This is a genomic window from Coleofasciculus sp. E1-EBD-02 (assembly GCF_040218245.1).
In the GTDB taxonomy this organism is placed as follows: domain Bacteria; phylum Cyanobacteriota; class Cyanobacteriia; order Cyanobacteriales; family Coleofasciculaceae; genus Coleofasciculus.
The window spans coordinates 1-26,609 of sequence record NZ_JAVJQN010000063.1 but is presented as its reverse complement, the minus strand read 5'-3'; the positions used below and the strand labels follow the sequence as shown (position 1 = coordinate 26,609).

22 protein-coding genes, 2 pseudogenes and 1 CRISPR repeat array are annotated in these 26,609 nt (G+C 46.1%); of the genes and pseudogenes, 14 read left to right on the top strand and 10 right to left on the bottom strand.

The window, feature by feature from the left end; all coding sequences use genetic code 11:
• Window positions 1-326: 326 nt before the first annotated feature.
• Both RIC07_RS10660 and RIC07_RS10655 read right to left on the bottom strand, forming a co-directional pair.
• On the bottom strand, window positions 327-4,598 hold the full coding sequence (locus RIC07_RS10660) for a plasmid replication protein, CyRepA1 family (RefSeq protein WP_446394501.1): 4,272 nt from the start codon (window positions 4,596-4,598) through the stop codon (window positions 327-329).
• Between the two features lie 524 nt (window positions 4,599-5,122).
• Window positions 5,123-5,401: a hypothetical protein gene (locus tag RIC07_RS10655; protein ID WP_446394500.1), complete on the bottom strand. Its 279-nt coding sequence runs from the start codon at window positions 5,399-5,401 to the stop codon at window positions 5,123-5,125.
• A gap of 249 nt (window positions 5,402-5,650) precedes the next feature.
• On the opposite strand from RIC07_RS10655, the gene RIC07_RS10650 reads away from it, so the two are divergent.
• The 5 genes from RIC07_RS10650 (at window position 5,651) to RIC07_RS10630 (ending at window position 10,196) form a co-directional block, all read left to right on the top strand.
• A complete protein-coding gene (locus RIC07_RS10650) occupies window positions 5,651-6,376 on the top strand; it encodes a hypothetical protein (RefSeq protein WP_446394499.1) in 726 nt (241 codons plus the stop codon).
• An 80-nt stretch (window positions 6,377-6,456) separates the two neighbouring features.
• Window positions 6,457-6,669: a hypothetical protein gene (locus RIC07_RS10645; protein WP_446394498.1), complete on the top strand. Its 213-nt coding sequence runs from the start codon at window positions 6,457-6,459 to the stop codon at window positions 6,667-6,669.
• 67 nt (window positions 6,670-6,736) lie between these two features.
• Entirely contained in the window at window positions 6,737-6,931 is a 195-nt protein-coding gene (locus tag RIC07_RS10640) for a hypothetical protein (protein ID WP_446394497.1), read from the top strand.
• Window positions 6,918-7,613, top strand: a complete 696-nt coding sequence (locus RIC07_RS10635; RefSeq protein ID WP_446394496.1) for a hypothetical protein — start codon at window positions 6,918-6,920, stop codon at window positions 7,611-7,613. Before RIC07_RS10640 ends, RIC07_RS10635 begins: the two co-directional genes overlap by 14 nt.
• Before the next feature lie 438 nt (window positions 7,614-8,051).
• Window positions 8,052-10,196: a hypothetical protein gene (locus tag RIC07_RS10630; protein ID WP_446394495.1), complete on the top strand. Its 2,145-nt coding sequence runs from the start codon at window positions 8,052-8,054 to the stop codon at window positions 10,194-10,196.
• A 22-nt stretch (window positions 10,197-10,218) separates the two neighbouring features.
• Here RIC07_RS10630 and RIC07_RS10625 read toward each other — a convergent pair whose 3' ends face one another.
• Together RIC07_RS10625 and RIC07_RS10620 are read right to left on the bottom strand one after the other, a co-directional pair.
• Complete coding sequence (locus tag RIC07_RS10625; protein ID WP_446394494.1) at window positions 10,219-11,205, bottom strand: tyrosine-type recombinase/integrase; 987 nt, start codon at window positions 11,203-11,205, stop codon at window positions 10,219-10,221.
• A gap of 25 nt (window positions 11,206-11,230) precedes the next feature.
• Window positions 11,231-11,431, bottom strand: coding sequence for a hypothetical protein (locus tag RIC07_RS10620; RefSeq protein ID WP_446394493.1), 201 nt, complete (start codon window positions 11,429-11,431; stop codon window positions 11,231-11,233).
• Window positions 11,432-11,810: 379 nt separating this feature from the next.
• Between RIC07_RS10620 and RIC07_RS10615 the strand changes: the two genes are divergently transcribed.
• The 3 genes and pseudogenes from RIC07_RS10615 to RIC07_RS10605 form a co-directional block, all read left to right on the top strand.
• Entirely contained in the window at window positions 11,811-12,563 is a 753-nt protein-coding gene (locus RIC07_RS10615; protein ID WP_446394492.1) for a ParA family protein, read from the top strand.
• Window positions 12,560-13,480, top strand: a complete 921-nt coding sequence (locus RIC07_RS10610; protein ID WP_446394491.1) for a ParB/RepB/Spo0J family partition protein — start codon at window positions 12,560-12,562, stop codon at window positions 13,478-13,480. Before RIC07_RS10615 ends, RIC07_RS10610 begins: the two co-directional genes overlap by 4 nt.
• A gap of 298 nt (window positions 13,481-13,778) precedes the next feature.
• Window positions 13,779-14,198 (top strand): annotated as a pseudogene (locus RIC07_RS10605) (helicase); the annotation flags it as partial.
• Between the two features lie 105 nt (window positions 14,199-14,303).
• Here RIC07_RS10605 and RIC07_RS10600 read toward each other — a convergent pair.
• Together RIC07_RS10600 and RIC07_RS10595 are read right to left on the bottom strand one after the other, a co-directional pair.
• Window positions 14,304-14,582, bottom strand: a pseudogene (locus RIC07_RS10600) (PadR family transcriptional regulator); the annotation flags it as partial.
• Window positions 14,583-14,794: 212 nt separating this feature from the next.
• Complete coding sequence (locus RIC07_RS10595; RefSeq protein ID WP_446394490.1) at window positions 14,795-16,039, bottom strand: PEP-CTERM sorting domain-containing protein; 1,245 nt, start codon at window positions 16,037-16,039, stop codon at window positions 14,795-14,797.
• Window positions 16,040-16,552: 513 nt separating this feature from the next.
• Here RIC07_RS10595 and RIC07_RS10590 point away from each other — a divergent pair.
• Window positions 16,553-16,720: a hypothetical protein gene (locus RIC07_RS10590; RefSeq protein WP_446394489.1), complete on the top strand. Its 168-nt coding sequence runs from the start codon at window positions 16,553-16,555 to the stop codon at window positions 16,718-16,720.
• A 110-nt stretch (window positions 16,721-16,830) separates the two neighbouring features.
• Here the strand turns inward: RIC07_RS10590 and RIC07_RS10585 are convergent, their stop codons facing one another.
• Window positions 16,831-18,624: a protelomerase family protein gene (locus RIC07_RS10585; protein ID WP_446394488.1), complete on the bottom strand. Its 1,794-nt coding sequence runs from the start codon at window positions 18,622-18,624 to the stop codon at window positions 16,831-16,833.
• A 192-nt stretch (window positions 18,625-18,816) separates the two neighbouring features.
• Window positions 18,817-19,662, bottom strand: a complete 846-nt coding sequence (locus tag RIC07_RS10580) for a hypothetical protein (protein ID WP_446394487.1) — start codon at window positions 19,660-19,662, stop codon at window positions 18,817-18,819.
• A gap of 78 nt (window positions 19,663-19,740) precedes the next feature.
• Between RIC07_RS10580 and RIC07_RS10575 the strand changes: the two genes are divergently transcribed.
• The 4 genes from RIC07_RS10575 to RIC07_RS10560 all read left to right on the top strand — a co-directional run bounded on the left by RIC07_RS10575 (window position 19,741) and on the right by RIC07_RS10560 (window position 23,192).
• On the top strand, window positions 19,741-20,322 hold the full coding sequence (locus tag RIC07_RS10575; RefSeq protein ID WP_446394486.1) for a hypothetical protein: 582 nt from the start codon (window positions 19,741-19,743) through the stop codon (window positions 20,320-20,322).
• A 399-nt stretch (window positions 20,323-20,721) separates the two neighbouring features.
• Window positions 20,722-20,907, top strand: coding sequence for a hypothetical protein (locus RIC07_RS10570; protein ID WP_446394485.1), 186 nt, complete (start codon window positions 20,722-20,724; stop codon window positions 20,905-20,907).
• Between the two features lie 90 nt (window positions 20,908-20,997).
• Window positions 20,998-21,201, top strand: coding sequence for a hypothetical protein (locus RIC07_RS10565; RefSeq protein ID WP_446394484.1), 204 nt, complete (start codon window positions 20,998-21,000; stop codon window positions 21,199-21,201).
• 959 nt (window positions 21,202-22,160) lie between these two features.
• Window positions 22,161-22,768: direct repeats of the CRISPR family, unit length 36 nt; unit sequence CTTTCCAAACACACTTCCCCGAAAGGGGATGGAAAC.
• 199 nt (window positions 22,769-22,967) lie between these two features.
• Window positions 22,968-23,192, top strand: coding sequence for a hypothetical protein (locus tag RIC07_RS10560; RefSeq protein WP_446394483.1), 225 nt, complete (start codon window positions 22,968-22,970; stop codon window positions 23,190-23,192).
• A gap of 75 nt (window positions 23,193-23,267) precedes the next feature.
• Here the strand turns inward: RIC07_RS10560 and RIC07_RS10555 are convergent, their stop codons facing one another.
• Window positions 23,268-25,139 (bottom strand): esterase/lipase family protein, encoded by a 1,872-nt coding sequence (locus RIC07_RS10555; protein ID WP_446394482.1) that lies wholly within the window; start codon window positions 25,137-25,139, stop codon window positions 23,268-23,270.
• A 278-nt stretch (window positions 25,140-25,417) separates the two neighbouring features.
• On the opposite strand from RIC07_RS10555, the gene RIC07_RS10550 reads away from it, so the two are divergent.
• Window positions 25,418-25,960 carry a hypothetical protein gene (locus tag RIC07_RS10550; protein ID WP_446394502.1) on the top strand — a complete coding sequence of 181 codons (543 nt, stop codon included), beginning with the start codon at window positions 25,418-25,420 and terminating at the stop codon, window positions 25,958-25,960.
• A gap of 297 nt (window positions 25,961-26,257) precedes the next feature.
• Here RIC07_RS10550 and RIC07_RS10545 read toward each other — a convergent pair.
• Window positions 26,258-26,609 (bottom strand): transposase (locus RIC07_RS10545; RefSeq protein ID WP_446394481.1); only part of this gene is annotated, 352 nt, incomplete at its 5' end.

Genomic DNA, 26,609 nt, shown 5'->3' with positions numbered 1-26,609 from the left:
GATGTATTCAGTTTTTGAAGTTCGACTTAAATGAAACATACTTTGTAAAACTTCACACCATCCGACCACTCACAACTGTTGTGTCAACCTATTTTCTCATGCTTTACCCCCATCGTGATTACTGGACCGGCGCTCTAGGAGTGTGTGGAATGTCCGGGCTACTCTAGAATGTTTTGGCGGCTATCGCGTGAAAAAGAGCCTCCAAACTGTCTGATTTGTTCGGATAGACTCAAACCTGAAGGGGCGACACGACAGAGGATCTGTATGACACCCTCTACCGACCCTAGCGACAGGAGGCTGATACTGTGTAGGTTGGCGCTTGTATCCTAAGTTAATTGACTGACTGGGAAAAGCAGCCATTCACCAGGAAGCCACCGCCCCACGGATTTCTTCACCAGGGCGATGCCATCTTTGATCTGATGAATAATCCCTCGGGTTTCATCTGGGAGATAGACGGGGTATCCCACTTGCCATCGATCAGGCATCAGAGGATTGGAATCGTCGCCCGAAAACCAAGCCGTCATGGTCTGTCTAGCTATCGTCGTATCCTGCATGATGATCGCATCCTCTATCACCTCCGAATCGTACCCCCTGATTGTCTGCCAGAATTGCTTGACAGATTTTACCTTGGACAAGGCGTTGATCAGCACTTGTGTCTTAGAGAGCGGCTCCTCTAGTGCATCATCCAAAGAATCGTCAACGAGTGACAAGATTTGAGGTTCTGGCGTGGGTGGCGTGGGTTCCCATTCAGTTTCAGCCAAGCGGTTGACTCGTCGGTAAGTTTCCCTGACGAAATCGCCGTCCCACTCGTTAAGTCGTCGTTTAAGTTCGGCTTTCTCTGAAGCGGATGAAAGGAAAGCATCCACGACCTCTGTGATGTCATTCCAGGATTCGGCGTAGGGCAGCAAACCTTTAACGACCTCGGCACATTGGTCTACCGTGTCCTTGCTGTTAAACTCACGGCATTTAAGATCCCAGGCTTTCAATTCTTCCTCAGATGCTCGAATAACTGTGGTTGCCGTCGGCTCAACATCTCGATTCCGCTCGGTGTTGACGCTCTCGCAAGCGTTCGACTGAACTTCGACAGGCTCAGTTGCCGCGCTCGCCGAACGTCCGAAGTCCGAAGCGTCAACCGCCGTTACTTGAGCTATTTCTGGCTGTTGTGGGTTCCACTCCAACTCCGAAGAGTTATTGTGCATCCACTCAGTCATTTTCCTTGAGATCGCGCCTATGGCAGCAATCCTCAATGGATTGGCTTGGTCAATTGCCCAGTAATCAAGTGGGATTGTTCCCCCTTTCTCCAGTATTCGCTCGGTCGTTCGTGCTTCGGCAAGGTTTGTTATTACTTTGTAATAGTTCTTACGGTTCGTTGTTCCTCTTTTTATCGGGTTGTCAAGCCTTATCCCGATTAAGCTTAATAATTTCCCTAAATACCGGATACGTTGAGCATTTCCTTTCAATGGCTTACCGGGAGCTATTCCCAGCGCTAAAATTATATCAGGTCGCTTGCCCGTTTCCTCCAGGTCGATAAGCTCTGGACTATCCACGCAATATTCTCCTTCCAAGAATCGCTCAATTCCCAATTCCTTCAAAGCCCAGATGGTCGGGAACTCACGCGATCGCCTTTTCGCCTCCATCTTGACCAGTTCGGATTTAGAAGCCAGAGAAAACCATCGCTGCTCATGCCGCTTTTTGGCTATCTCATAGTTCTGTAGCAGATACAACCGTTCAAGAGAAGTTAGCCAATCTCGTTTGATCTTGTTAAGGAGTAGTAAATACTGTCCTCCGTTGATGCTGTTCCGTGTTGGCTCAGGGGGGTACAAAGGCAATCCATTTATTGCCTGTTCTATTGGCTTATTCCAGACTTCCGACTCCTTTATACCTGGGAGACGGTGAAGGAAGAAAGCCTTTTGTACTTTCCGCTTAACATCCTTCTTGCCATCCTTGCGCTTGAGGACTTGAGCCTGCTCAAACGGGATGTCCTCCGCTTCATATATTTCCTTAGCTTCAATGCGTTGAACGGTTTGAAAAGCTTCAGATTCCTCGGCTTTTAAATCCTCATCGTTGAGCCAGTTCTCTTCCTCCACAATATGCCCGGATTCTGAGAGAGCGTACATCAGGCATTCTCTTAGGTTGTCTGACTCGAAGTTATCTATTGCCCCAATCTGGATTGAATAATTCCAATAATCCAAATCTGTGTTTTCGAGCAAAGCGGACAAAATAGCTTGTATCGAAGTTGGGTCAGATGACACTTGAGCCGCCATCGTAGCCGAAGCCAGAGTGAATGAATCGCTGGCTTTTCCAAATTCCTTCATTACGTAAGTCTTCGGTGTGTTTCTATCCTTAGCGAGTCCCCGAAGAGGGCAGAATACATAGTGTGGTAAGTTATCCCTGAGCCGGAACATGATCTGATTTTGACCATTGGTCATTAAGACCCCAGAAAAGAAAGTAAACTTGTGAGTAAAATGTCCGCCGCTATGGACATCTAACCCACTCTCGGCTGAGGGACTGATGATCATGAAATCTGGCTTCCAGAATTGGATAAAGCCAGATGGGTCGCTCAGAAATTCCTTCGCCCAATCCTCCTTCGTGTTTTCCGAATTCAGCACAAATCCTTTCAGCCCCCGTGCCGTAAGCATCTGATAAAGAGCTTTCGAGCGGTCTTTGGAGTCCGTCGCGATCCAGGGGCGGCAACCCGGTGCGAGTAGCACCCGGACTAAGGGAGAGCGATCGCGTTTCCTGAGTTCTCCGTCAGCATCCATCCCAGTCACAAACGTGATCCGATGAGGTTCTGGCTTATGGTCGTTCTTAATTTTGACCACCTGCTTGTCCCCAGATAGCTTCTGAATCAGGTCGATGTCGATATCCCGCAAATTGCCATCTAAGCAAATAACCACAGAACAAAGTTGCAACGCTTCCCTCAGCATGGAAAGTGCTTCAGATTGTCGGTTGCCCAATGTTCCTGCTGTCATCCCGTGTAGTAGTACCGATACAGTCTCATCAAGTACCACTACCCTTTGATAAAAATCATAGGGATCGCAGTGGGTAATCGAGTCCAAGCAAAACGCGACGTGAGAATTTGGGTCAGCCAGTAGTATTTTGTCTTCTCTGTTTAAGTCTTGGATATGATGATAAGTTTTTCCGGTGGTCGCTTCAAATCTTGCGATTGTTTGGTGCAGGAGGTTGTTACGGTAGCCGATTAATCGACTCCCTCGGTTCAACTCAACAATCATCCGAATCAGGGCTGAAGTCTTACCCGTACCTAGTCCGCTTTTGCCAGCTAGGATGATATCCTCAGTTGGTATGTCGTCTGGGAATTCAAAGTAAGGCTGATTGATAACGTGGGTGGAGGTGTAGCGTCGCAAGCTAACCCAAAGCTTCCAGTTCTTCTGCCTGAGCGCCTCCTCGCGGACTTGCCTTTGTTGGAATTGGGCAAGCTTCTGGAATTGTTTTGGAGTGAGTAATTTAAGAGTTTTTGAGGCTTGGAGAGCTTGGAAATTTGCCGCACCTATCTCATCTATGTCATCCATAGCCTTCGTCGTCTGTCCCCACCACAGAACTTGGACGCCATACCCCCAACTTTGGAGGAGATTAGACAGTCGCCGCCAGCGCCGCATAACTTGAGGGTTGATCACATCCCCCGCATCTGGAATCAGTAATAAATTCGGCTTGTTGAATCGGGCTAGCCCGTCAATGTATTGTTTAAGTTGAATCGGGCTATTGGCTTGCATTCCCCCAGCCGCGCCGATGACTGGGATGCCCAATAAGTCAGCCGCCATCCAGGGTTTAGCGCCTGTACCTTCCGCGAGCGCGATCGCATTCCGATTCCGGAGGAGCGGCGGGACAATATTATCCTGACTTTCCCTTGGGCGATAGACTCCTATTGGCAGTTCTAGGTGGGTTTTACCCTCCGAATCTTTGATGGGGAGATGTAATGTTGCCTGCTTGGAGGATAACCAGCGATATCGCCCTTCTCCTTCCTTTGGCTGTCTGAGTCGAATTTGACAGCCGATGATCCGTTCTTCAAGGTCAGGAATTGGGCAAAGATACCCTGCCTCAGTGACTAATTTTTCCCCGTGGCTTGAGATTCCAGGCAGTCGGTTATCTAAGAAAAAGCCATCGAGTAGCTGACCCGCTTCAACCGACCGGAACAGACCTGAAGAGATTGTGGTTGGGTTCATCCCCCGTCTGATCAGATTCTCGCGGTCTAACGGGGATAGCTCTAGACTCCTTAAAAGCCGACGGTATCCTTTATCTCTGTCTATTGCCGATAAAGCTCTCTTGAGTCGTTGGGCATCTGTCCTGGCTTGTTCTCGTTGAGCCTTCTCCCGTCTTGCCTGTTTTTGTGCTTCCCATTCTCGCCGTCGTTCCTCCGTCCATTCGGTTGAGTTGTCGGGTTTGAACTGCGCCCACATCTGGTCTGAGGTGTCGCCTAGGCACTTCCAGTTCCCGCAAGTCTCCCCCTTACGAGTTCCGGCAAAGGTCATGCATTGCCAGTAGTCTGGGTCTTTCTTGCCCTGCCTGCATTTGCCGGATGTGTTGTCACAGATTGGACAGGGGTTAGAGGTAGAGGATGGGATTAAACCGAGTTTCAGCATGGGTTGCACCTTTTATATCGTAGGTGCTGCAAGCCCCAGCCCAAAACCCATTTGACTAATCCGCTCAAACCTTTTTAAAAATACCGTGTATACGGTACGTGTGAAAGTCGTACAAGGATGTTAGGATTGGACTAGAAAATGAATTTAATGTTTTTTGTTTTTTTGGGGCGGCAATGGATTCTCAGCTAGAGCTAAATCTGGACGATTAGCTAGATGAGGAGGACTTGCAGCCTATTTTTTTTTGGATGATTTTATTGTATTCCTTTGTGGGTAGATTCTAGATATGGGGGTAGAAGTTTAATCATCCCTTGTGTTATCGGCGCGATCGCGTTTATCGACGCCTTCAAGAATTACGCCATATTCGTCCCTCGAACTCCTCACATTTTTCATCAGCTTGTTGTTGGTTCCGCGCTTGGACGGGTTCTGAGCTTATTTTCCCCAGGCGTTCCACCTGGAAAGTCCGGGTCAATCATATATATATCTCTCGGTTCCATTGCTTTTCAGTTTCCTTTGGTTGGTTTGTTTCAGTCTGGTAATTCTGGGGAAGGTTCGGAAAAATTCTCTACTGGTTCTCCTAAAGACTCTCCCTTAAGTAGTCGCTGAAGGCATTCCATGTCAGTTAACCCATATTTCCTAGCCGTATAACTCAGAATCTTTTCGTACTCTGGCTTCTGACGCCTCACATAAAACGTGATAGCTGACTGAACACATGCCCTGAGCGATCTGTTAGAGAGCTTGGAAATTAAGATTAGCCAGTCGTAATCATGATCGGCTAGTTCAAGGTTTGTGTTGTACTTGGGCATAACATGGACGCTTTATATGTGCTTTATCCATGCTACTTTTATCATCTCCCTATTTAAAAGTTTTGGGGAAATGACGCACTTAGAACGCATTTAAGTTGCAATTTTGCTTTATATGTGCGTATTATATCAAGTAAAAGCAATTACGGCAGTACCGCAAGCATTTGGCGGTATTACCCCGTCAATTGCCCCGGTAGTTATTTCGGTAATGATTACGTCACAACAAACGGCACAAGTAAAGGAGACTTGAAAATGACCGAAACACAGACCCATCAAGACTTTGAGGCACGGCAACCCTGGCTCATACCGTTTCCCAAAGCGGAAAGTACGGCAAATGACGCGGTAAACTGCGGTAACGCCGCGCTATACACGGTAAAAGATATCCGACTCGAATTTGGGGTATCTGATAAGCAAGCGCGAAACTATGCCAGCACCGTAAAAGAAGCGTATCCCTGGTTGCTAGATGACCTAAAGGATGGGCGCAAGTACACCCAGCTAATGATTAACAAGATTCGCGAGTTCAAATCCAGTGGGTTAAATTCGGCTGACTGGGTGAAAGCAGTACATAAGGAAAATGCTGACCTGTTGCCGAGTGAACCCGAACCGCAGCCAGAATCGACGGTATTAGCGCAGGCTGAAGTCTGTAATGATAAGCTCGACCTACCATCGAGCATAGTCGCCCCTATTGAGGGAACTAATCGCCTGAGTTTGGCACGGCACAACTTATCTGAAAACCAGCAAGCACTCAACTCAAAGTTGGCTAATATTCAGAATCTACTAAACGAACATCAACGTCAGCAAGCCGATAGCAAAAAAGGCTTTGCTGTCAATCTGGAGAATCGCAAGGCTCAATTGCTCTTGCAGGTTGCCGAACAAGCATTGCAGGACAAGCTTGAGGCGGATCGGTTGTATGAGGCGATTCTCTCAGGTGACTTAAGTGGTTTGTCCATCGATTCAGGTGAGGAGGAAAAAAGGTGACAAAGCTCTGGTCGCGGGTCGGGGAGATGAAACCGCCAAGTTATGCATCTCCCCATCCATTACCAACTAAGGAGTTAGCAATGAAACAAACAACACTAGACTATCACAGTCGGCTGGCTAGCTTGCTTACCGAGAATGCCGTAGCTTCTCTCACTGGCAATGTTACCCCGACAACCTTACAGAACTTTGCCGAGATTGAGCAGTTAAAAACCGCTATCAAAAAGCTGGAGGAATTGAGAGTCAATAGAGAGCGCTCTCAATACGGATTTGCGGCTATCGATTTAGTCAATTAAAACCGCTTGAGTTAAAGGGTAAGGTTTTCCTTGCCCTTCTTTTTTAAATAAGTGCGAGGTGGTGAGCATGGAAGAATTCACCGAACGAATAGAAGACTACAGAACCGACCAAGCCGAACTTGATGAAGTTCTCAACGAGTACGACTTAGACGCTGAACTGGAGCGAGAATTCGAGGCGCTTTCAAAAGCTTTAATTCAGCTAAAAATTCAGTACCAATCGCTTGTAAATAGTAGGAGATTTTTGACCGATGGCGCGAAATAACTTAAGCCAAGCGGCGGCACAACGACGAGCTAAGAAGGCTGCTGATCAAGTAGCAAAAAAGACGACCAAGACCCCAGCTAAAACCTCAGCGATTCCTGTCAAATCTACAGAGAGCGGGAACGACGCGATTACCCCCAAAAAGTCAGCGCCCGTGTCTCTGACTGGCTTAAACGAGATTGAGCCTAATCAGATAGCCTCAACCTTACCTCAGTTTAACGGGGATGCCTACTTAGTAGCAGACCCGCTCAATCCCCCTGAAAGTTTACCTCAGATTTCCCTACAAGATTATGAAGTTAAGCAGGGTATTTATGAAGGAGCTATCCGGGCAGTCAAACTAACAGGCACTAGCTTTGACCTCGCTCGTGAACGGTTTGTCACTGAGGGCAAACGGACTAAGGCGTTCAGTGCTGGGGTTAAGTATGCCACGGATGCGGAAAGAGCTAAGGGTGATTTCCTGGATTATCAAGTCCAGATTGAAACAAACCAGCAGAAGCAAATTAACTTAGGACTTGCCCAAGCCAAGACTGTCAATGAGCTAGCCTTGGCTAACTATTCCGAACAAGAAATGGCTGAAAAATTAACACAGTCTGAAGTCAGCTTGGGGTTAGCACAGTCTCAAACACAAGAAAAGCAGAACCAATTAGACGAATTCCGCAAGAGGCTGGGAGCATTAACTAAGTGAAATACTCTGAGTATATAGTCTCATCTGAATGGAGGAAGAAACACAGGGAATTCCTAAAACGTTCCGGGTATCGTTGCTCAATGTTTCCGTGGGTGAAGTGTGGCAAAGGATGGCGGTATAACTGCCATCACACTAACTACAACCACATTGGGGAAGAGAAATTGTGGAGGGACGTAATAGTTTTGTGTCCATTTGCTCACACCTTTATAATTCACGGAATTTTGAGTGGATTTAAGCGTCCATCTCAACAGGCTATTTACCCGAATTTCTGGCAGCGACTAGCCCATTTTTATTGCAGAGTTCCTCCTTTCATTCGGGCTTCTGTTCTAGCATTCGCCCTGTCTCTCTTTCTGGCTTTTCTGGCTAGCCAATGAGAGAAAGGTAGCACCGACTCTAGGTGCTACCTAGTCCAATCAAAATTTTGACTCGTAACCAACCATGAACAAATTATCACAGGCATCTATCGGCATAGGAGCGGCTGGGGTCGCTTTTTTCGTTGGCTTTTGGAGCCTGGGAGGTCGTGGAGGTCTTAAAGTTCTTTTGCTCTCGTCTGTCCTATCCACTCCTGCCGTCGTAATATTGACTGGGCAGAGTCGAGAGCGGATAGACCGACTTGAAGAGGAACTGTCCACTACTAATCACAAGTTATCCGCCGCTAATCAAGAAGTAGCACACCTGACGAGTTCAAATTCCCAGATGTCCTCTGACCTGCAAGTGACCAAGCAGTCTCTATCAGAAACCAAAATAGTCCTAAAAGAATCCAATCAACAGAGGGATAGAGCGATACAGGCAGTTTCAGATTTGCAGGGAGCGATAGCAGGCTTAAATCGCAAGTTAGAAGCAGCAATAGATGAGACTGAGGACTTAAAAGCTGAAGTAGGAGCATGGGAATCAGAATTTGAAGACCGCGTGGAAGCTGAAGCCGAACGGCGGTTTCAAGTAGCAAAGAAGGCAGAGATCGAGCGGATTTTTGCCGAACATGATGCGATAACAGCAGAAGCCCTCAGAATAGCTCACGGACTTCAGGTCTGGGGTGAAAAAGTTGGTAGCGCCCACGAAGCCAAGCGTCAGCTCATCAAAGAACTGGCTGGAGCCTATAACCAAAATCTTGATGATCTTAACGTAATGGTCAATAAGGAGCGTTCCGAGTACCTCAATCGGATTGAGTTACTGACCGAGAAAGTCGCACGACTCCAACAACAATTGGAGGGAGACTTGATTGAACCCAGCTATGGTCAGTTTGGCTATTCAGTTGAGGGGAAGATAGCTAACGATATTGCCCGGAAAGTCTGGGAAGATTTGAATATCCCTTTGGCTGTTACTGGCTATCATATCAGATCAGACGGGTCGATAACTGCTGGCTACAGTTACAGTCATTCGATTGGAGTAGAAACCATTCTCTGTGATTTGAATTGTCATACAGGTGACTTGGTTAAGTGGTTAGGCATCCACTCCATCACCAGCATCAAGAAACATGAAATCAGCGATCTAATCATCATTAGCTTACGACGGGAACCTCCAATTAAAGAGGAGGAGCTAAAGCGGCTATTTACCCCAATCGAAAAACTAGCCGTTCAAGTCATCAGGGAGATGAGCAGGAAGGGAACTATCAGGGTGATGGGCGCGACGGGGGATGGCAAAGGAATAGTCGCTCGTTATCTGCTTTCAAAAATCGTCCAATCTCAGCCTTGGTTTATCCGTCTTCATGACCCGCAACATGGTAGTGCTGAGGACTATTGGGGTATCCCAAAAGTCAGTCAGTCGGGAGATGAGTTAAAGCAAGCGTTAAGGGCTATTACTGCCCAAATGATTGACCGAGAAAAATCTAAAAAACATAGCCCAGTAACTCTCGACATTCTGGATGAAATCGACACTCAATTAGACAAGTCAGATAAGGGTCAATTTCTCAACCTAGTCTCACGAATTCGACATCTGGGCATGAAACTGATTCTGATTGGTCAGAATCCCAAAGTCAGTCGAGCGGGTTTTCAATGGGCAGACATGGAGCAGATGATCTGTTTGTATCAGGGTTCTAGCTCTCTAGATGCGATAAAAAACAATCCGGCTCTGGAGTTAAAAAAAGACGTACTCCTCAAGCAGTACGGAGAAATTTCCACAGCTATCCAAGCCAAAAACGAATGGTTGGACGACGCCAAAAAACATTATTTTGGCTTGTGTGTAATTCCCGGTAAATCCCCTCAATGGTACTCATTGCCCGTTGCTGAAAACATTGAGATAGAGTCGGGTTTAGGGGTATTGCTTGATAGCTTCCCTATTCCTGTTGACAAACTAGATTTTATAGCCCAGCAAAATAGCGCCAAATTCGCGCCAAAATTATCGCCATACAGCTTTAGTCTGACAAGTGGTGGCGAAGCTGTCCCCCAGTTCTGGTGGGAATCACAGGGCTATGGCGACCAAGGCGACAATGGCATGATAGAGGGGGGTAGCGCCACAGGCGACACCGAGGATAAACCTAAGTGTAAAAAGCACCCAGCCGTGAGATTAACGCAAGGCAAAGATGGTCGCTACTACTGCTCTGGCTGTAAGAAGAAGTTGAGGAAAAATCAGATTAACTGGCAATAACCTGCGCTGACTTTTTCATACTTCACACCAAATCATCGAGCAAGTCGGTCATTTCAGCCTGATCGCGTCCCCGGTTATCGTCATAAATCATCAGCGTGTCCAAATTGCGATGCCTGCTGAGTTTTTGAACCTTGCGGACATTCCCATCGGTGGCATCCAGAGCGGCTGTGATAGCCGAGTGCCGGATACGGTGAGGACTCATCGGTTTTTTGATGCCAGCCTGCTTGCACAACCGCACCACAATCTTCCTTATCCCATCCCCAGTGAGACGATGCCCTTTGGAGTGGGAGTCCAGGGCATAGAATAACGGGGAATCATCGCGGCGCAAGCGGTGGGAATTTAACCAATCAGCGATCGCATTAACCGTTGTTTGTCCCAAATCGATAACCTCGTGTTGGCTTCTGCCCTTTCCCAGAATCCGCAGCGTTCGGGAATCCGGGTCAAAATCTCCCACATTCAACTGACTAACCTCATTCCTTCTTAGGGCATTACCCCAGAGGAGCCGGAGTAGAGCATAATCACGTTTGCCCTTGGGTGTATCGCGATCGCACTGCAATAGAATCAGTTTAAACGTCTGAGAATCAATACCAGTTGTGTCGCGATACTTGACGACTGCCTCGCCCTTAATATCCTCCAACCCATAATCACACACACCTATTTGGCGACCCATAGCCACAAGGCTTTTAATAGCCGCTAGCCTACGATTGACAGTAGCCTCAGATAGTCCCCGTTGAATCAATGATGCCTTGTACTTAAGTACAACAGAAGTAGCTTGACTACGTTCCAAATGTAGGAACTCAAGCACCAAGTCAGAAGTGACCGTCTTACCCGTCATGAACTTAAAAAATTGTATTATATCTCTCTCGTAGGCTTGACGAGTGCTAGGACTTCTCTTATCAGCCAGCAATTGTTGCAACACATCAGGAGTTGTACTAGAACCAAAGGATGTCCCAATTGTGGCATGGAGGGAGCCTTGTAAACTGTGTGGAATCGGGATTTTATGGGTCATGATTGAGGTATTGGGAACATTTATTTCAGCGACCACTACGATGCTTTATAACCCCTGTCGTCACAGTAACAACAGGGGGATTGGTTGGGTCATCGATCATTCGCAACGGATCAGTGGGAACCGGACATCCAATTAGCCACAAAGAACGGTTTGCAGTCGAGAGGTACAAGCATGGCGGTATGTCCAGTGGTGTAATTTGTCCTGAGTTTTGGGTAAATCGTGGCATTCCTATGTTGGTTGAAAGACATGGAAAGTCATAATAAAATCTTTTACACCACAAGGCTTTGCATGGCTTGCGGATAAGAGCGCCAAAGCGTGATCACCAATCAACTTGATCCAGGCTATGAGGAAGTACCGACAACAATTTTGGATTATCCCCGCCTAGAGGCGTGATCGCTCTCCTTTCCCTGACAAAGCGTAATAGCGGTAATAAATTTTAAGGCAAAAGGCACAAGCACTCAAATGGCAAATGATCCGTCCGACACAATTGTTGAAATTCGGGGTATGCGATTCCCGCCCGCGTTCGTCGAATTGTGGTCGGCTGGTAAATGGCAGCAACCGGACGAAGCTTTGATCTAGACTTTCAACTAAATTAATGTTAAACCTTGAGCAAAATAATCTCGTTATTTAATCAATCGGGCGGTGTCGCCAAGAGTACGTTGACTCTCAATTTGGGCTATCATCTAGCCCAACGAAAACACCGTGTTTTGTTAATCGATCTTGATCCCCAAGCCTCATTGACTACATTTATGGGAGAAGATCCGGTTGAGTTGAAGACTACCGTCTACGACGCGATCGCGGGAGAAGCTCCTTTACCGATTCATGGTAAAATCCATGGACTTGATCTCGCTCCATCTAATATCAATTTGAGTGCCGCTGAGTTGGAATTAGTCAGCGCTCTGATGCGGGAGATGCGCCTCAAAGATGCTTTGGCTCCGGTTTGGGACAACTACGAATTTATCCTAATTGACTGTCCTCCCAGTCTGGGGATTTTGAGTGTGATTGGATTGGTCGCTTCGACTCATGTCCTTGTCCCCATTCAAACTCAGTTCAAGGCATTCCAGGGAACTGATTTACTGCTCAACACAGTAGCGCGACTTCGTGCCAAAGCCAATCGTAATTTAGCGATCGCGGGATTTGTGCCAACGATGTACGATGGTCGTACTGCTCAAGAAAGCCGGACGCTCAAGGCTATCCAAGAGCAGCTAGAGCCATTGGCAACTGTTTATGAGCCGATAAAGCGCTCGATTGCTTTTGCTGATGCCTCGGAAAAGCGTCTGCCCTTGGCGAAATCTAGTCCCAAACATCCAGCCGTGGCTGTTCTTAAACGTATTGCTTTATCCTTGGAAAAACTGTGAGTAAAAAAGACCAACCTTATACCAGTAAGTTGAAAGGGGTAGCCGCTCTGTTGGGAGAGCGGGAAGAACCGAATGCCGCTGCTGTGTTAGTTCCAATTAGCTTGATTCGCTTACCCAAACAACAACCCCGGCGCTATTTTGATCCAGATAAGTTAGAACAATTGACTTCTTCAGTTAGAAACTTTGGGATTTTAGAACCTCTGTTAGTTCGACGGCTCCATCTAGACGAGTATGAGTTGGTCGCCGGGGAACGTCGTTACCGTGCCGCCCAAAAAGCGGGATTGACCGAAATCCCTGTCGTTATCCGGGAACTGACTGATGAAGAAGCGCTGCAACTGGCGTTGATTGAAAACCTGCAACGGGAAGATTTAAACCCCGTTGAGGAAACTGAAGCCATTTTGCAGTTGCTAGCGACTCAATTAGGGAGTAATGTGGAAGAGATTCCCCCTTTGCTATATCGGATGCAAAATGAGGAGAAGGGGAAAGTTACCCAAAACGTTTTGGGTAATGAGCAAGCCGAGTTGATTTTAACGGTGTTCGATTCCCTGGGGTTAATGAGTTGGCAGTCGTTTGTCAGTAGCCGTTTACCTCTGCTCAATTTACCCGATGATGTGTTGGATGCTCTACGGATTGGTCAAATTGCATATACCAAGGCACAGGCTCTAGCTCGTCTTAAGGATACATCACAAAGACAGGCTTTGTTGAATGACGCGATCGCAGATAACCTCTCCCTCAAAGAAATTACCCAACGCATTAAGCAGCTAAGACAGCCCACAGCCAAACCCCCATCGCTATTAAGCCGCTTCCAAGAGACATCGGGACGTTTGCAAAAAGCTAAATTTTGGAAGAATCCGAAAAAACACAAAAAGCTGGAACGGCTTCTTCTTCAGATGGAGGCGTTGTTAGACGAAGAGTAACTCTGCAATTTGCAATTAGGGAGTGCGATCTTAGGGAGTGCGATCGCAAGCCTTGCCTAAAGAGTACCAAATCCCTTGAGCGAAATGAGGAACTACTTTTTGGGTGTTTTCAAGAATCGACTCGGATATAATATAAATCTTCCATGATCCTATCGAAGTTGATCGGGCTGTTTTCTCTAAGTCGTTTAGTCTCCAGTGGGAGTGTTGGTGGGAGTAAAGAGGAGTTGTGATAGTGATAACAGGTGGGATGATGACAATGAAGATTGGCTGGAGTTGACAATGAATGTAAAGAGACTTAAGAACAAAGAGGATTGGGCAGATTTATCCCACGGTTAAAATTCACAATTTCTATTATGATGGCACGGTAGAGGCAAAAGTCTATCGGAAATTGCGCGATCGCATCAATGCTTTTGCTACAGTTGTGGGCAACCTACAACCGATTCTGGCTCAAGTTCCCACGTTTATCGAGCAAGCCGCAATCAGTGCTGATCCCGAAGAAGAAGATGTGTTGATGTCAGAATTTGAGCAGGTACTCAACACCCCACCCCTGCGTCCGGCTTTAGAAGACATGATCGCCATGGATGTAGAAGCTGACTTACAGGACATCCGCCAACCCATACCCCCAACACCAATTACACCAGAAACGATTGAACAGTTATTTACCACTTCAGCCCGTCTCAAGTCCGATGGTGTCGAGTTTGAACCCTTACGCGATCGCATTCCGTTGTTCAATTGGCGATTTTTGGGTTCAATCCAAAGAGTTCAATCCAAAGGGTTAGGGGTGGGGAGATGGAGTGCGATCGCCCGTCCGGTGACACGAACCCTATATTTTCGCCGACTGGCGCTCTAGGTCTATATAACGCTGCCAAAAACCGGCAAGCTCCCTAGCTTTGTCCCGCCACTCTGAACAGATTTGATACATCCTGCGGGGGCGGTTTTGTTCTTTGAGTTTTTTCCAGTACCCTATGATCATTCCGGACTCTTCAAGAAACTTTAGAGCGCTGTACAGAACTGTATCAGACAGTCGATAGGTTGGGTATTCTTGTTCGAGTTTTTGGATCAGGTGGACGCCATAGGAGTCCCCTTCTATGAGGACAGACAACGGTTCGGAGTTGGGTCAGTTCAAATTCATGTTGGCAGTCTTGAACCTTATAGATGAGTTTGGCTTTCATCACTATTTCCTTAAATAAGTCGGTGGATACAATCCATTCCCAAATGTTTTAGTCGGGGAGCGATCGCTCTGAATCAACTCCCCTTTCTCACTACTCGTGTAGTTAACACGGGATTTCTTATTGCTACATTAGGTTCCCTCTTTTACTTGAAGTGTTTCTGTCTTCTTGAATGCTCTCGTTTAAACAAAGCTCCAAAACCTAGAGCTGTAGCTGAACCGAGTATAGTCAATGGTTCAGGAACGCTTTTTGGAACATCCCCATTTCCATTTCCAGTACCCGAACCTTCAACCTGAATAGGCAACTCAAATCCTGAATCAAAGACAACCCTCAACTTATCAACATCTACGGCATCGAATTCTTCTGGAACAGTAATAGATGTTAGTGAAAGGGTGCTGCTGTAATTAGAGCTTGCAGATGCTTCGGGCAGGGCATTTGCGCTGGTGTTGATAAAATAATTAATCCTGCCTTTATCGACTACTTCAAGGGGTAGGCTGAAAGAGGTATCGAATCCATAATCAACCTTAAACCCAGCCTCGATATCAAGCCCCGGAACAAGATTGAGTCGGCTTAGACCTTGGCTGGTTATGGCATCGGCGATGAGTCCCGTTAAAACGGGAAAGTCAAAATCGCTTGGCTCTCCTTCTAAGGAGAATTCTAAATTCAGTTGATCTAGGTCGTCTTCATTAAGAAAGACTTCATTGATATCTGCTTCCACATTAATCTTTGGCTGTATTCTGACTTGTGGTGGACCACTGGAGCCAAAAACTCCGGCTTGAGTAAAGCTAACAGGAGACCCAGCACGAGATGTTAGGTTGGCACGACCGTTTATTTTACTAACATTGCTTCCACTAGATAAAAAACCACCCACAGTTGCACCAGCAATCCCTTGGCTGATGTTGTTTCCAATCTCAGAATCAGCGCTTAAGCTTCCACTCAAATGAAAGTTGAAGCTTAGAGGAAGTGATGTATTGTCAGAGTTACCTATAACCTCATATCCAGAACCAAAGCTGCCATTGCCAAAAGCATTGTATAGAGGAGAAGTATTTTCAGACATAGCAGAAGCGCCAACTTTACCGTCAAAAGAGGCAAAGCCTGTTCCTGAAGATCCTTGTCCAGACGCTGAAGCCTCTACGAGACTACCGGATGCAGGAGATCCGTTTGTCTGGTGATCCATCTCGATAAGATTAACACTTGCCCTGGCTCCAAGGGTTGCAGCGTTTGCCGACTGAGCAATCAGAACTGATAGAGAAACCGTACTCGTCAACGCCAATGCTTTTTTGATAGTCATAACCTTGGTGTGAGGAGAAAAGCTAGATGCGCTCTTCAAAAGTCGGCTCAAAAATTGCATAGCGGCAATCTTATGGGTAAACAAGTTAGTTTGAGTCATGTCAACGGGTTTGATTCTACTCACTGTTCAATATCTCTTGCTGGATATCTCTTATGCACATTCCCACTCCAGGGCTGTTTCATTCGCTATTTGGGGCAAGTCCTCAAAGCCTGCCATAGAGCCAGGGAGAGAGTGTTTGTAATTGAGCGAAAACCTAAAATTCTCAAAAGATTGATGGCGATGGTCAGCAACTAGATGGGTTAAAAATTTGGACGCTCTTGTTGTTTATCCATTGCCCCGGAGTATGTAATAATGTGATAATAAAAGGAGAGGGCGACAAGTTGTGTAGGAAAAAGCTGGAGTGGTTCAAAGGTGAAAAGCTGGTGAAAAGCTGCGGTTGAAGGTTTTGGGTTGGACGCGATCGCCGACGCGGTGCAAGCCGGGGCGCTGTTCAATGTTGGTTATTAATCGCTTAAACTCTATGAAGTTATAGTGCCAGAGGGAATTGACGGGTAAGGGGGTGTACAATGTACACCCCCTTGAGCGTAGAAATGCGATCGCCGGATTGAACTTGTGATCAGATTGATCAAAAGTGGCTTCATATCAGGGTTCGGTAACGAAAGCCTTTGGGAAGAGAGCGATTTTGGGGAAAATTCTGCAATCGTTGGTGAAAACTGGCATGGGATGATGGGTCAGGTGTGGAGAAGCCGCGAAACCGGGAAAATTGAGACGCTGGGATAAGTGAATGTGCGCCATGGCGCACAAACAACTCTACGTGAGTAAAATATCTATTACCTAGTAGCACCCTTAGCAGAAATTGCGCGATCGCATTCGTGAATTCCCTGACCGGATCAAGATTCCAATTGGATAACTTCTTCAATTTTCGGGGCAAATCTGCCCTTGGAGTTGTGCTTGGGGGTAAGTTGGTGTTGGGCATGATGTTGGTTAAGGTCAGCTTCTCGTTGCTGCAAGACCCGTTCAATCAAGGCTTGATTGCGCTTGGTAATCTTCTTCAAAGGTGAGACGCCGATGAACCACTTGTCCTGCTCTTGGCGATTTGGATCATTATTAAAATCCATAATGGCATCGATCGCCCTATTTACATAAGCCTCGGAAGCCTCGGAACTCCGTTGTTTGGGTTCTCTTTGAGTTGATGAGGGGAAAGCAGGTGCTTGTTCGGGTTGGGGAGGTGAAGTTTTAGCCGCTGGCGCTGGTTGTTCGAGATGGTCAGTGAGTCGGGTGATGGCGGCTGTAAGTTGAGTGATAGCGTCAACAGAGACAGTTTCAGTCGTTTCCTCTGGCTGATTGTGTAGGTCGTCTGATGAAAAAAGAGATGATTCTTGATGTTCTTGGAAGCGTTGAGAGATTGTCTGCTCAATGTATTGGGGTTCGACATCTAGTTGTTGAGCCAAGCGAAGCGTAATATCTGCTAACTTCAGCACAATCGAGAAGGTGTCCTTTTGATTGGGAGTATTCAGGGTTTCTGTAAGTTGTTGGAGACGAGTGCGATCGCGTTGATAAATTCTCACCTGAGAAATCTTATCGTTTTTGGGTACTCTTATAGGTTCAACCAAGTCCTGAAACTTATCTAGGACTTTGACTCCAGGTTCTCTTAGCTTCACGCCCTGGCGTTTGCCATTGTATTGGGCAACCACGTTATCCGCCATTTGATAATCTAAGTAATGCATGGCGGCATCACTGCGTCCCTTCTGGGGTTTGTGTCCGTTGATGGCTTTGACGAACACAAAGTCTTTCACTTTTGCAGGGCAATAGTAGAAGGTAGCGATCGCATCATACACCGCTCTCAACCGCTGAGTATTGACCTGCTTTTCGCCATTGAGTCGTTGCAGAGTCGGCACTAAGTCTTTAAAGTGCATGATCACATGGTCGCGCACCCCATTCTTATAAGATTGAATTTCATTGTCATTCAGGTCACTGGCGTCGAAGATTTCCCGGAGTATGGAGTAACCTTCTAGAACTTTCGATGCTTCAATCAGAGTAGGCATTTCGTAGGTTCGTTCCTCTCCCCTGGTCTTGGCTTGTCCTTGAGCCATGATGACCGTAAATTTACTTTTTGGTTCTAGGACAGCATCTCGTAAAGCTTCTATGGGTCGTAATCCTGCCAGTAGGCATAAGGAAGCACCCAAATCCCGGTAGTTACAGAAATCCCCCTGACGATGAGAGGTTATTGCTTTGTTGAGTAGCTCTCGTCCCTTGTCAATAATGGCTTGTGGGTTATCAATATAGGCGACATTACTATGCTTATACTCCAGGGCTTCACCATGGAGGGCATTGTTCTTATCCTTAATCTCCTGGGGAGTGTCCACCAATAGCAGAGCAATGTGTACAGGCTCATGCTTGGTGGGATGTGAAACGCTGTTGGCTTGAGTGAGCCGTCCCGAAGAGGGTGAAAAATGAATCTTGATGGCTTTGTGGAGGCGGCTGAAACAGTTTTTGAGGCTGGATTCTCCAACGTGCTGGAGGAATTGTTGAGTTAAGCGTGAGCGTAATTGGAGAAGTTGATCTTCATTAGAGCGGGTCAGCCCTTCCATAGAGTGCAACGCCTCATCGATAAGTTGTGCCTCCCATTGGGCGGGTTGTCTGCCTTTGCCCCAAAGGTTTTGGTCTAACCAGTAAAAAGTCATAGATTTGTACCCCTTGCTTACCTATACTTATTATCTTATACTTGTACTCATAAGTCAAGGGGTATAGGTATAAGAAAGCGCGAAGGGGTAGAGGATGAAAATGGGGGTGTACTAAGTTTCAATAGTTCGCTTCTCTGTGTTCCCCTCACCCCATCTCCCCCTCACCCCAATACTCACGACAGCAAGCCCGACTTAGGGGGACGCATCGAATTGAGGGTCAACCCACAGCCGTATCCGCGTTTTTTCGATGTCTTGCCAGTCATTTTTCGATAAACGAGACGCGACAAACTCAAAATGGTTTTTGTTGCAGGTTTTGCATTTGTGTGTAGTTAGTTGGGTTCGGAGGACGTGATTGTCATTTTGGGAACTACCCATTTTAGTGCTATGGAATTCTAGGGCTTTAACGTATTGGCGCTCATTCAACAACTTGGCAAAGGTTTGGATTTTCTCGGATAAGTTCTCGGCATTGCTTGTATATCGTTCCTGGGTGTTGGTTTGAGTCAAATACTTGGAACATTTTTTACAGTAGGGAATATTTGAAAGTCCAGCAAATACAATCAGACTGCCAAATGAAAAGCCAATTAATTGTAGGAAGGCATAGAGGTATCCCCAGGTTGAGCCAAGTTCTCCGGTGGATAAACCGCCTCTAAAGGAGATGGAGGCGCTGCGAATATTGATGTCTAAGTAGCGCCAGAATGAAACAATATCCTTTATTCTTGTGCCGTCATTAATTTCTAAGAGGTAGTAGGGAACATAGTGAACAAGGAGGTAGGCGCTGATGGAAGCGAGAAGCATATTCATGGCTATACCACCAGCGGGTTTTTGATTAAATAATCTGGCTCCGACATAATAGCCGCTGGCTGCACCAAAGCCTGCGATGATGGCACCGACAGGGAGAATGAACCAAAACATGAGAGAATAAAGAGCCAAACCTGTGTAGGTTTCGATTATTCCCAGGACGCCTGCCGTTAACGCGGAAGCGGCGATTCCGATTGCGGCAATCAGCAGTTGTTTGTCAATCCGAACTGAGTGTGACATATTCACCCCTCCTAGGGCTGTTTCATTCTAACTAAGGCGTAGGTCTACCCTTTTATCTCTCTCGGCTAGGTATCCCTTATGCAAATGAAACTCACACGCAAAAAGAAAATCCTGATGCATGATTATTGCATCCATGGTTGCAGCGATTGGATTGGATTGGAGAATGCGATCGCTAAATTCTTTATTGGTAGAAAGGGCAGACTGGGTAAAGAAGCGCAACGATTTCCGGCAATGCTCAAACTCAAATCACTAGGCTTATCCATGATTGCCGCTTCAGTTGTGGTTGGCAGTCAAGCCCTTGCGTCCCCTCCTGCGTCTTTCCTAGACCAATACACTGACTCATATTTTTGGACTGTTAACCCAGAAATGTTGAACAGAAGCATCCAGCCTCACCAAACGCAATACAAGAAAGAGTGGTTAGCTATTCGAGAGGTATTGAACGATCAACTCGTTTGGATGCAACTCCCCCTTTGTTATGCAGAACCTGAAGAGTATGGCTATGAAGTGGAGGATTACGGGGAAACAGTTACGGCGCTAACAGATGCGGTATTCTATACCCGTCACCCTGAGTTAAACGGGCGCAAGATAAGACCAGGGGAGACGGCGCTAGTGGAGGAATGGAAAGCTATTACCAGAATGTTCCCGCCCAGCTTGTGTTAGGACGCGATACGTTCTCTTCGGAACAGGCTCCGCCAACGCCGACGCGGTGCAAGCCAGGGCGCTGCTCAATGTTGGTTATTAATCGCTTAAGCTTTATGAAATTATAGTGCCAGAGGGAATTGACGGGTAAGGGGGTGTACAATGTACACCCCCTTGAGCTTAGGGATGCGATCGCCGGATTGAACTTGTGATCAATTTGATCAAAAGTGGTTTGATAGCAGGGTTCGGTAACGAAAGCCTCCGGGAAGAGAGTGATTTTCGGTAAAATCCTGTGATCCTTGGCGAAAACTGGCATGGGTTGCCGATTTTACGCATAACTCTGATGTTTGTTACGATTATTTACATGATTTGCCGAATCGCTGAAAAAATTAGGAGATAAAAGTTTATCGAAAAAGCGTTGTGTTAATAGCATCTTTGGTAGCGCCTGTTCCCACCCCCCAGGAGGAAAAGATGCGATCGCTACTTTACCTAAAACCTGAAACGCTGGTGGGTTGGGAGTTTGACGGGTTGGGGGAGGGAGTGCAATACGTGCTTCGCACACTTTCGAGCGATCGCGATAGTTTTAAGGAGGTTGATCACGATTAGACCAATCAATCGACGCATCTCGCTAAATCGCTGAAACCCTTATTTTTTCGTTGAGATGCGTCGATTGTATACAGGAAGGGAGTTTGAGGCATGTATTTTGTTCGATTTTTAGCCGGATATGTTAGACTTTTCGGAGATGCGTCGATTCGGCGGCTGAAACCCTTACTAGGCAAAGGCTGTCAGACGAACTCCCTACCGACTGGGTTAAATCGGATTAGTTGGAAACAATTGACCACCCCACTAACCAGCCACAAAAAAACCGGCGACCCTACCGACTGGGTTAAATCGGATTAGTTGGAAACTGATTATTTTGGGAATTCAATCCGAGAGTAATTGAGAAACCCCTACCGACTGGGTTAAATCGGATTAGTTGGAAACCTTCGTCTCCCGGGTCGGATAATGGCTGGTTCTCAACCCTACCGATTGGGTCAAATCGGATTAGTTGGAAACGCAGCCCCCAGACCATTAGTAATCTGGGGGATTTTGCGAAAATTGTAATTACGGATTGATGCGACAACCAGTAGGTGTTTTTAAGGGGAAGTCAAAATTTGAGGCTGTATGCCTTAACTGGTAAGGGTTTGAAGGATTTCGGTTAACTGGGAGGTTGTCGCAAAGGCTGAAAGGCTTATGAATAAAGGGTTTGAGCTTAATTGGTTTAAAGGGTCTTGTCAAAAGCCAAGGCTGAAATGCTATATTTATAGGAGGTTGTCGCAATCGAACATTGAAAACTATATAGAGCAAGCGTTCTAAGGAACTGCCCTCGGAATTCCCCTGAATCCCTATCAGGGATTGAAACTTTGGTCTTCCCTTTTTTCGGGGGGTGGCTTTTACTCGGAATTCCCCTGAATCCCTATCAGGGATTGAAACACACCCACTAGGCTGAGATCCAAAAAGCCCAAAGACTCGGAATTCCCCTGAATCCCTATCAGGGATTGAAACTGGTGCGAAGTTCTAATCCAGCAATATGAGGCACTCCCCCAGGTGCTTGAAAAACTACATCAGCAGTAGTAAAATGAGGCGATTAACAGCAGAACCTAGAAAACTGCATAGTGAAATACGTTAATTCACGCTATCGACGCATCTCGCCAAATGGCTGAAACCCCTATTTTTTCGTTGAGATGCGTCGAAGCCTTGCGAGTAAAGAGTTTGAGCGGCATGTTTGACTCAATTTTGGGCAGGATGGATGAGAGTTTTTCGAGATGCGTCGATTTGGCTCCTGAAACCCAGTCCCCGTAAGGTTTCCTGAGCGAACTCTTTCCAAACACACTTCCCCGAAAGGGGATGGAAACAACCGGAGCAATGCGCTTGTTCCTTTGTTGGACAAGGACTTTCCAAACACACTTCCCCGAAAGGGGATGGAAACTTCTCATACCACGGCAATTCCTCATAAACAAGCTCGCCTTTCCAAACACACTTCCCCGAAAGGGGATGGAAACACCGAACCCTCAATTAGCCTAGGTTAGACTAAACTTTCCAAACACACTTCCCCGAAAGGGGATGGAAACCGTTAGCATCGTAGAGGCTGATTGCCTCTGCAGGTACTTTCCAAACACACTTCCCCGAAAGGGGATGGAAACGATAGACAAATGATAAACATTGCTACACTTATACCCTTTCCAAACACACTTCCCCGAAAGGGGATGGAAACTTTTTGAAGATATTCGGATTTAGTAATCCGACCAGTGCCTTTCCAAACACACTTCCCCGAAAGGGGATGGAAACTCTGTTTCTCCGTTGTATTCCTCACCGTCAAGACTTTCCAAACACACTTCCCCGAAAGGGGATGGAAACACTTTTATAACCAAACTTTGGCAGCAGATAAATGCTTTCCAAACACACTTCCCCGAAAGGGGATGAAAACGCCACACCGAACCACAGTTTTACAGTTCAACTAATAACCAACTGCCGATCGCTTTTTAAAAACTGGTTTTTAAAAAACTAACAAGCAGTAAGCAGACCCAATAACAAATTGTTGTCACAGTGACATAAGAACAGATTATCGAGAAATTCGGCGATCGCGGGAAATCCTGGCAGACCACGCCGAAGAATACGCGACCTGGTTGGATAAACGCGATCGCTATGTAACCAAATTTCAGGAAAACAGGGAAGCGATCGTCCAGGGGCAGCAACGATACTTAGAACAGCAGCTCCAAAAACGAAACCAACAACGGATGTGTTTACGCTGCGCGTCAGGTTGTGCCACCAATCAGGGATTCTTGTGTGTAATCTATCCCTTGGGACTAGAAGATTGGCAGATACCTTGTGCAGATTTTACCCCTCGATAACTAATGGCGTGGAGCCTTACTCAAGCGAAAATATTCTAAAAAGCAGAAAAGCTAGTCATTATTTTGTCGTCTTGGTTATATGCGCGTGAGGATACTCCAAAGTGACCACAAATAGAGTATAAATGCAACTGTTTTCTGCCACTCAGCAATGTTAAGGGAAAGAATAACCCAGCCTAACCAGACAACAACAACTAAGAGAAGTCCCCAAACTAAATAGGGTACTTTGCTTAGTGCGCTAATCAAAACAGCTTGCTTTTTACTTAAAAGCGATTTTTGGTTCAATAATTGCGAATCTGCCACATCTCCCGACACGATAAACTGGGCAATAGTTTCCCAATTATCTTCCACGAGCGCTGCGCCATGAGCGCCTTGGATATATTCAACCTGAAAGACTTCTCCGATCTCATTATCTCCGTCTTTAATCGGTGTCTTTACTAGGTACTGATGAGGCAAAGGCAAATCGTTGAAGAGTTTGAAGCCATCAAAACCTGCACTTCCCAAGCCCTGCCATCGCAGGAATGGGAAAACTTGGAAAAGCTTGGGAAAAAAGGCAACAACCCAATCTTTGGTCGCAACAAAGTTGAGGACTTTCGCTACCTGACGCCGCTTGATTACAGTAAACCAGTCATAATCAATGGGAACAACACTGCCTGCAAATACCACATTCTTGAAGCGGCAGCAAGGGTACTCCTCTATAGCTTTAGCCAGTAGATAGGTTCCGTTACTGTGTCCGACGTAGTGAAAGTTATCAATGGCGTGGGGATAGCGTCCTAGGTTTTCGGTGTATTGATCCATCAACCACTCCACCTTATCTCGACGGCGGAACGGAAAGAGAAAGGACAGCATTGGGAAATAGCCATAAGTCGAAGTCTCCGTTGCATAGATTTTATTACCCCCCAACGCTCGAACCTTACGGGCAATCTTTTTTGTCCAGTAACCGCGATCACGTATACCATGAATAACGAAGACAACTTGCTCAACGTTTAGCTTAGGCTCCAAAATTTGATCCTCATCCAATAAGACCTGATTTTTTCTTAAATCATCAGGCTTTCCGGTCAAAGCCAGTTTGAATTTCTTCCTCCTTTGTTGACCCTCTGGTGACTCATCCATGACAATGATGTTTGAGTGTCCTGTTTTGGGAACATCAAGGTAAATAAAATCCTTGCCCGTCACTAAATCAATATTATCTTCTGGGGAAACGATATCATCAATTGAACCCAAAAGTTGTATCGTTAAAGCCTTATTGACATATCTTTTGGCAGTATCTTGACACATTGCCAGCCATTGGATACGCAGTTGAGTGATAAAGGGAGCGCCACGACGGATATTAAAAATGAGGGGCTTGCAGCCGAACAGAGTCATGACGTTGCCAAAGAAGACACCAACGCTTTGAGCCAACACCAAAAAAGGAGGGAGATGGTGGGAGATATGCCAGCCTCGGTTTGTACCTGCAAGCAGAATAATCCGCGTGACTTTCTTTGCCCAGGTTTTACCGGGTGCAAATTCTAATAACGACGTTTCCAAGGGAGCTTTATTCGTCTCTCCACAAGCACAAATGTAGGCTTTACGAGCCATAATTGCGCCGAAACTATGACCAACAAAGATAATCCTTTCATGCTTGTTATTTTGTTCAAATTTGTCAATCCATCTCAGCAAATCTCGAACGATGATGAGGCAGCTAGAAGTTGAAAAAAGTCCGGCTGGCAAGTCGGGTATGAGGATATCATAATCTGGTAATTCCTGATCGATAATATTGCAAATATGGCAATATTTTTTTGCATTAGAATCAACAGTAGAGCCGTGCAAGAGGATAACAAGGTTTCTACCATCTCCCTGTTTCCAATAAATGCGCTTAATCTCGTCAACCTTAACTCCTACTGCTTTCGGCGTTAAAACTAGGAATTTGATGTAACCAATATCAATGTATTTCTGTTTCTGAAAAGCCATATTCGCTTGCACACTCCGTTCATCGCTCAAGAAGAAACCTTCCTGACGCCACCCCCAAATATTAAGAAAATCTTTAGAAAATATAATGACAAGTGGATCTTATATTGTCAGCTAACGCTGCGTAAACTTACCTAAAGATTGACTAAGAAAACTTTCGGAGACATTGAGAAAAATAGCGTGAATTATTTATTATAACATTAAAAAGTGAAATGAATGAGGGGAAAAGATGGTCACTTCAACCGCCGCAAAATTTTCCAGAGACGAACTGGGAGTTAGCCATGAGCGATAAAGACCAAATTCTGGAAATTTTATTTAGGGAATATGATAAACTGAAGTCGGAACAGGCTCAACGGATTGGCTTTCGGGACAACTTGCTATATGTAACGTTAGGTGCGTTTGGAGCAGTTATCTCCTTTGCCGTTTCCAACCCGTCCAACTATTACGCCCTACTGGTGATTCCCTGGGTATGCCTGATTCTGGGTTGGACGTATGTTGTTAACGATGAAAAGATTTCGGCGATCGGCAGATACATTAGCTATAAGCTGGTAGATAAGGTGAAGGAACACATAGGCTATGGGGATAATGAAACCCTTTTTGGTTGGGAGATTGTTCACCGTACTGATAAACACCGCAAACGCCGCAAGATCCAGCAATTAATTGTAGATGAGATTACGTTTGTCTGTTCAGGCATAATTGCTCTAGCAGCATTCTGGTTTCTGGTTCCAAAACCTCCTTTAGGTGTGACAATTCTATCCTGGGGAGAGCTTCTACTTTTAATTGGATTAGGAGTCGAGATGTTTATTTATGCTGAATTTGTATAATTTATCTGACAATGCGTTTAGGGCGATCGCTACTTTACCCGAAAACTGAAACGCTGTCTGATTGGGGGTTTGACGGGTTTTGAGAGGGAGTGCGATACGTGAGAGCAGTCAAAAAAGGACACGAGAGAGCGAACGCACACTTTCGAGCGATCGCATTCCTGAACTCCCTGACCGGATCAAGATTCCAATTGGATAACTTCTTCAATTTTCGGGGCAGGGCTGTTTCATTCGCTATATGTGGCAAGTCCCCAAAGCCTGCCATAGAGCCAAGTCTGGGCATTTGTAATCAGGGCTGTTTCATTCTAAGAGTGGCACAAGACCCCAAAGCCTGCCGTAGAGCCAAGTCTGGGCGTTTGTAATTGAGCGAAAACCCAAAATTCTGAAAAGATTGATGGCGATGGTCAGGAGGATGGATAGGTTGGTGACAGCTTGGAAGTGGCAGATAGGGGATTTATCTTCTTTGAAAATGGCATCTTTTACCCAATGGAGTTGGTTTTCAATTAGCCAATGCCAGTCTAACCCCATCAGCACTCTTCTAAATGTGGAATAAGAAGGTCGAGATGGATGACGAATGCCACAGGAACGACCCAATTGATAGGAATGATGAAGAAATCGACGAAAACTAGATGGGCTAAAGATTTGGACGTTC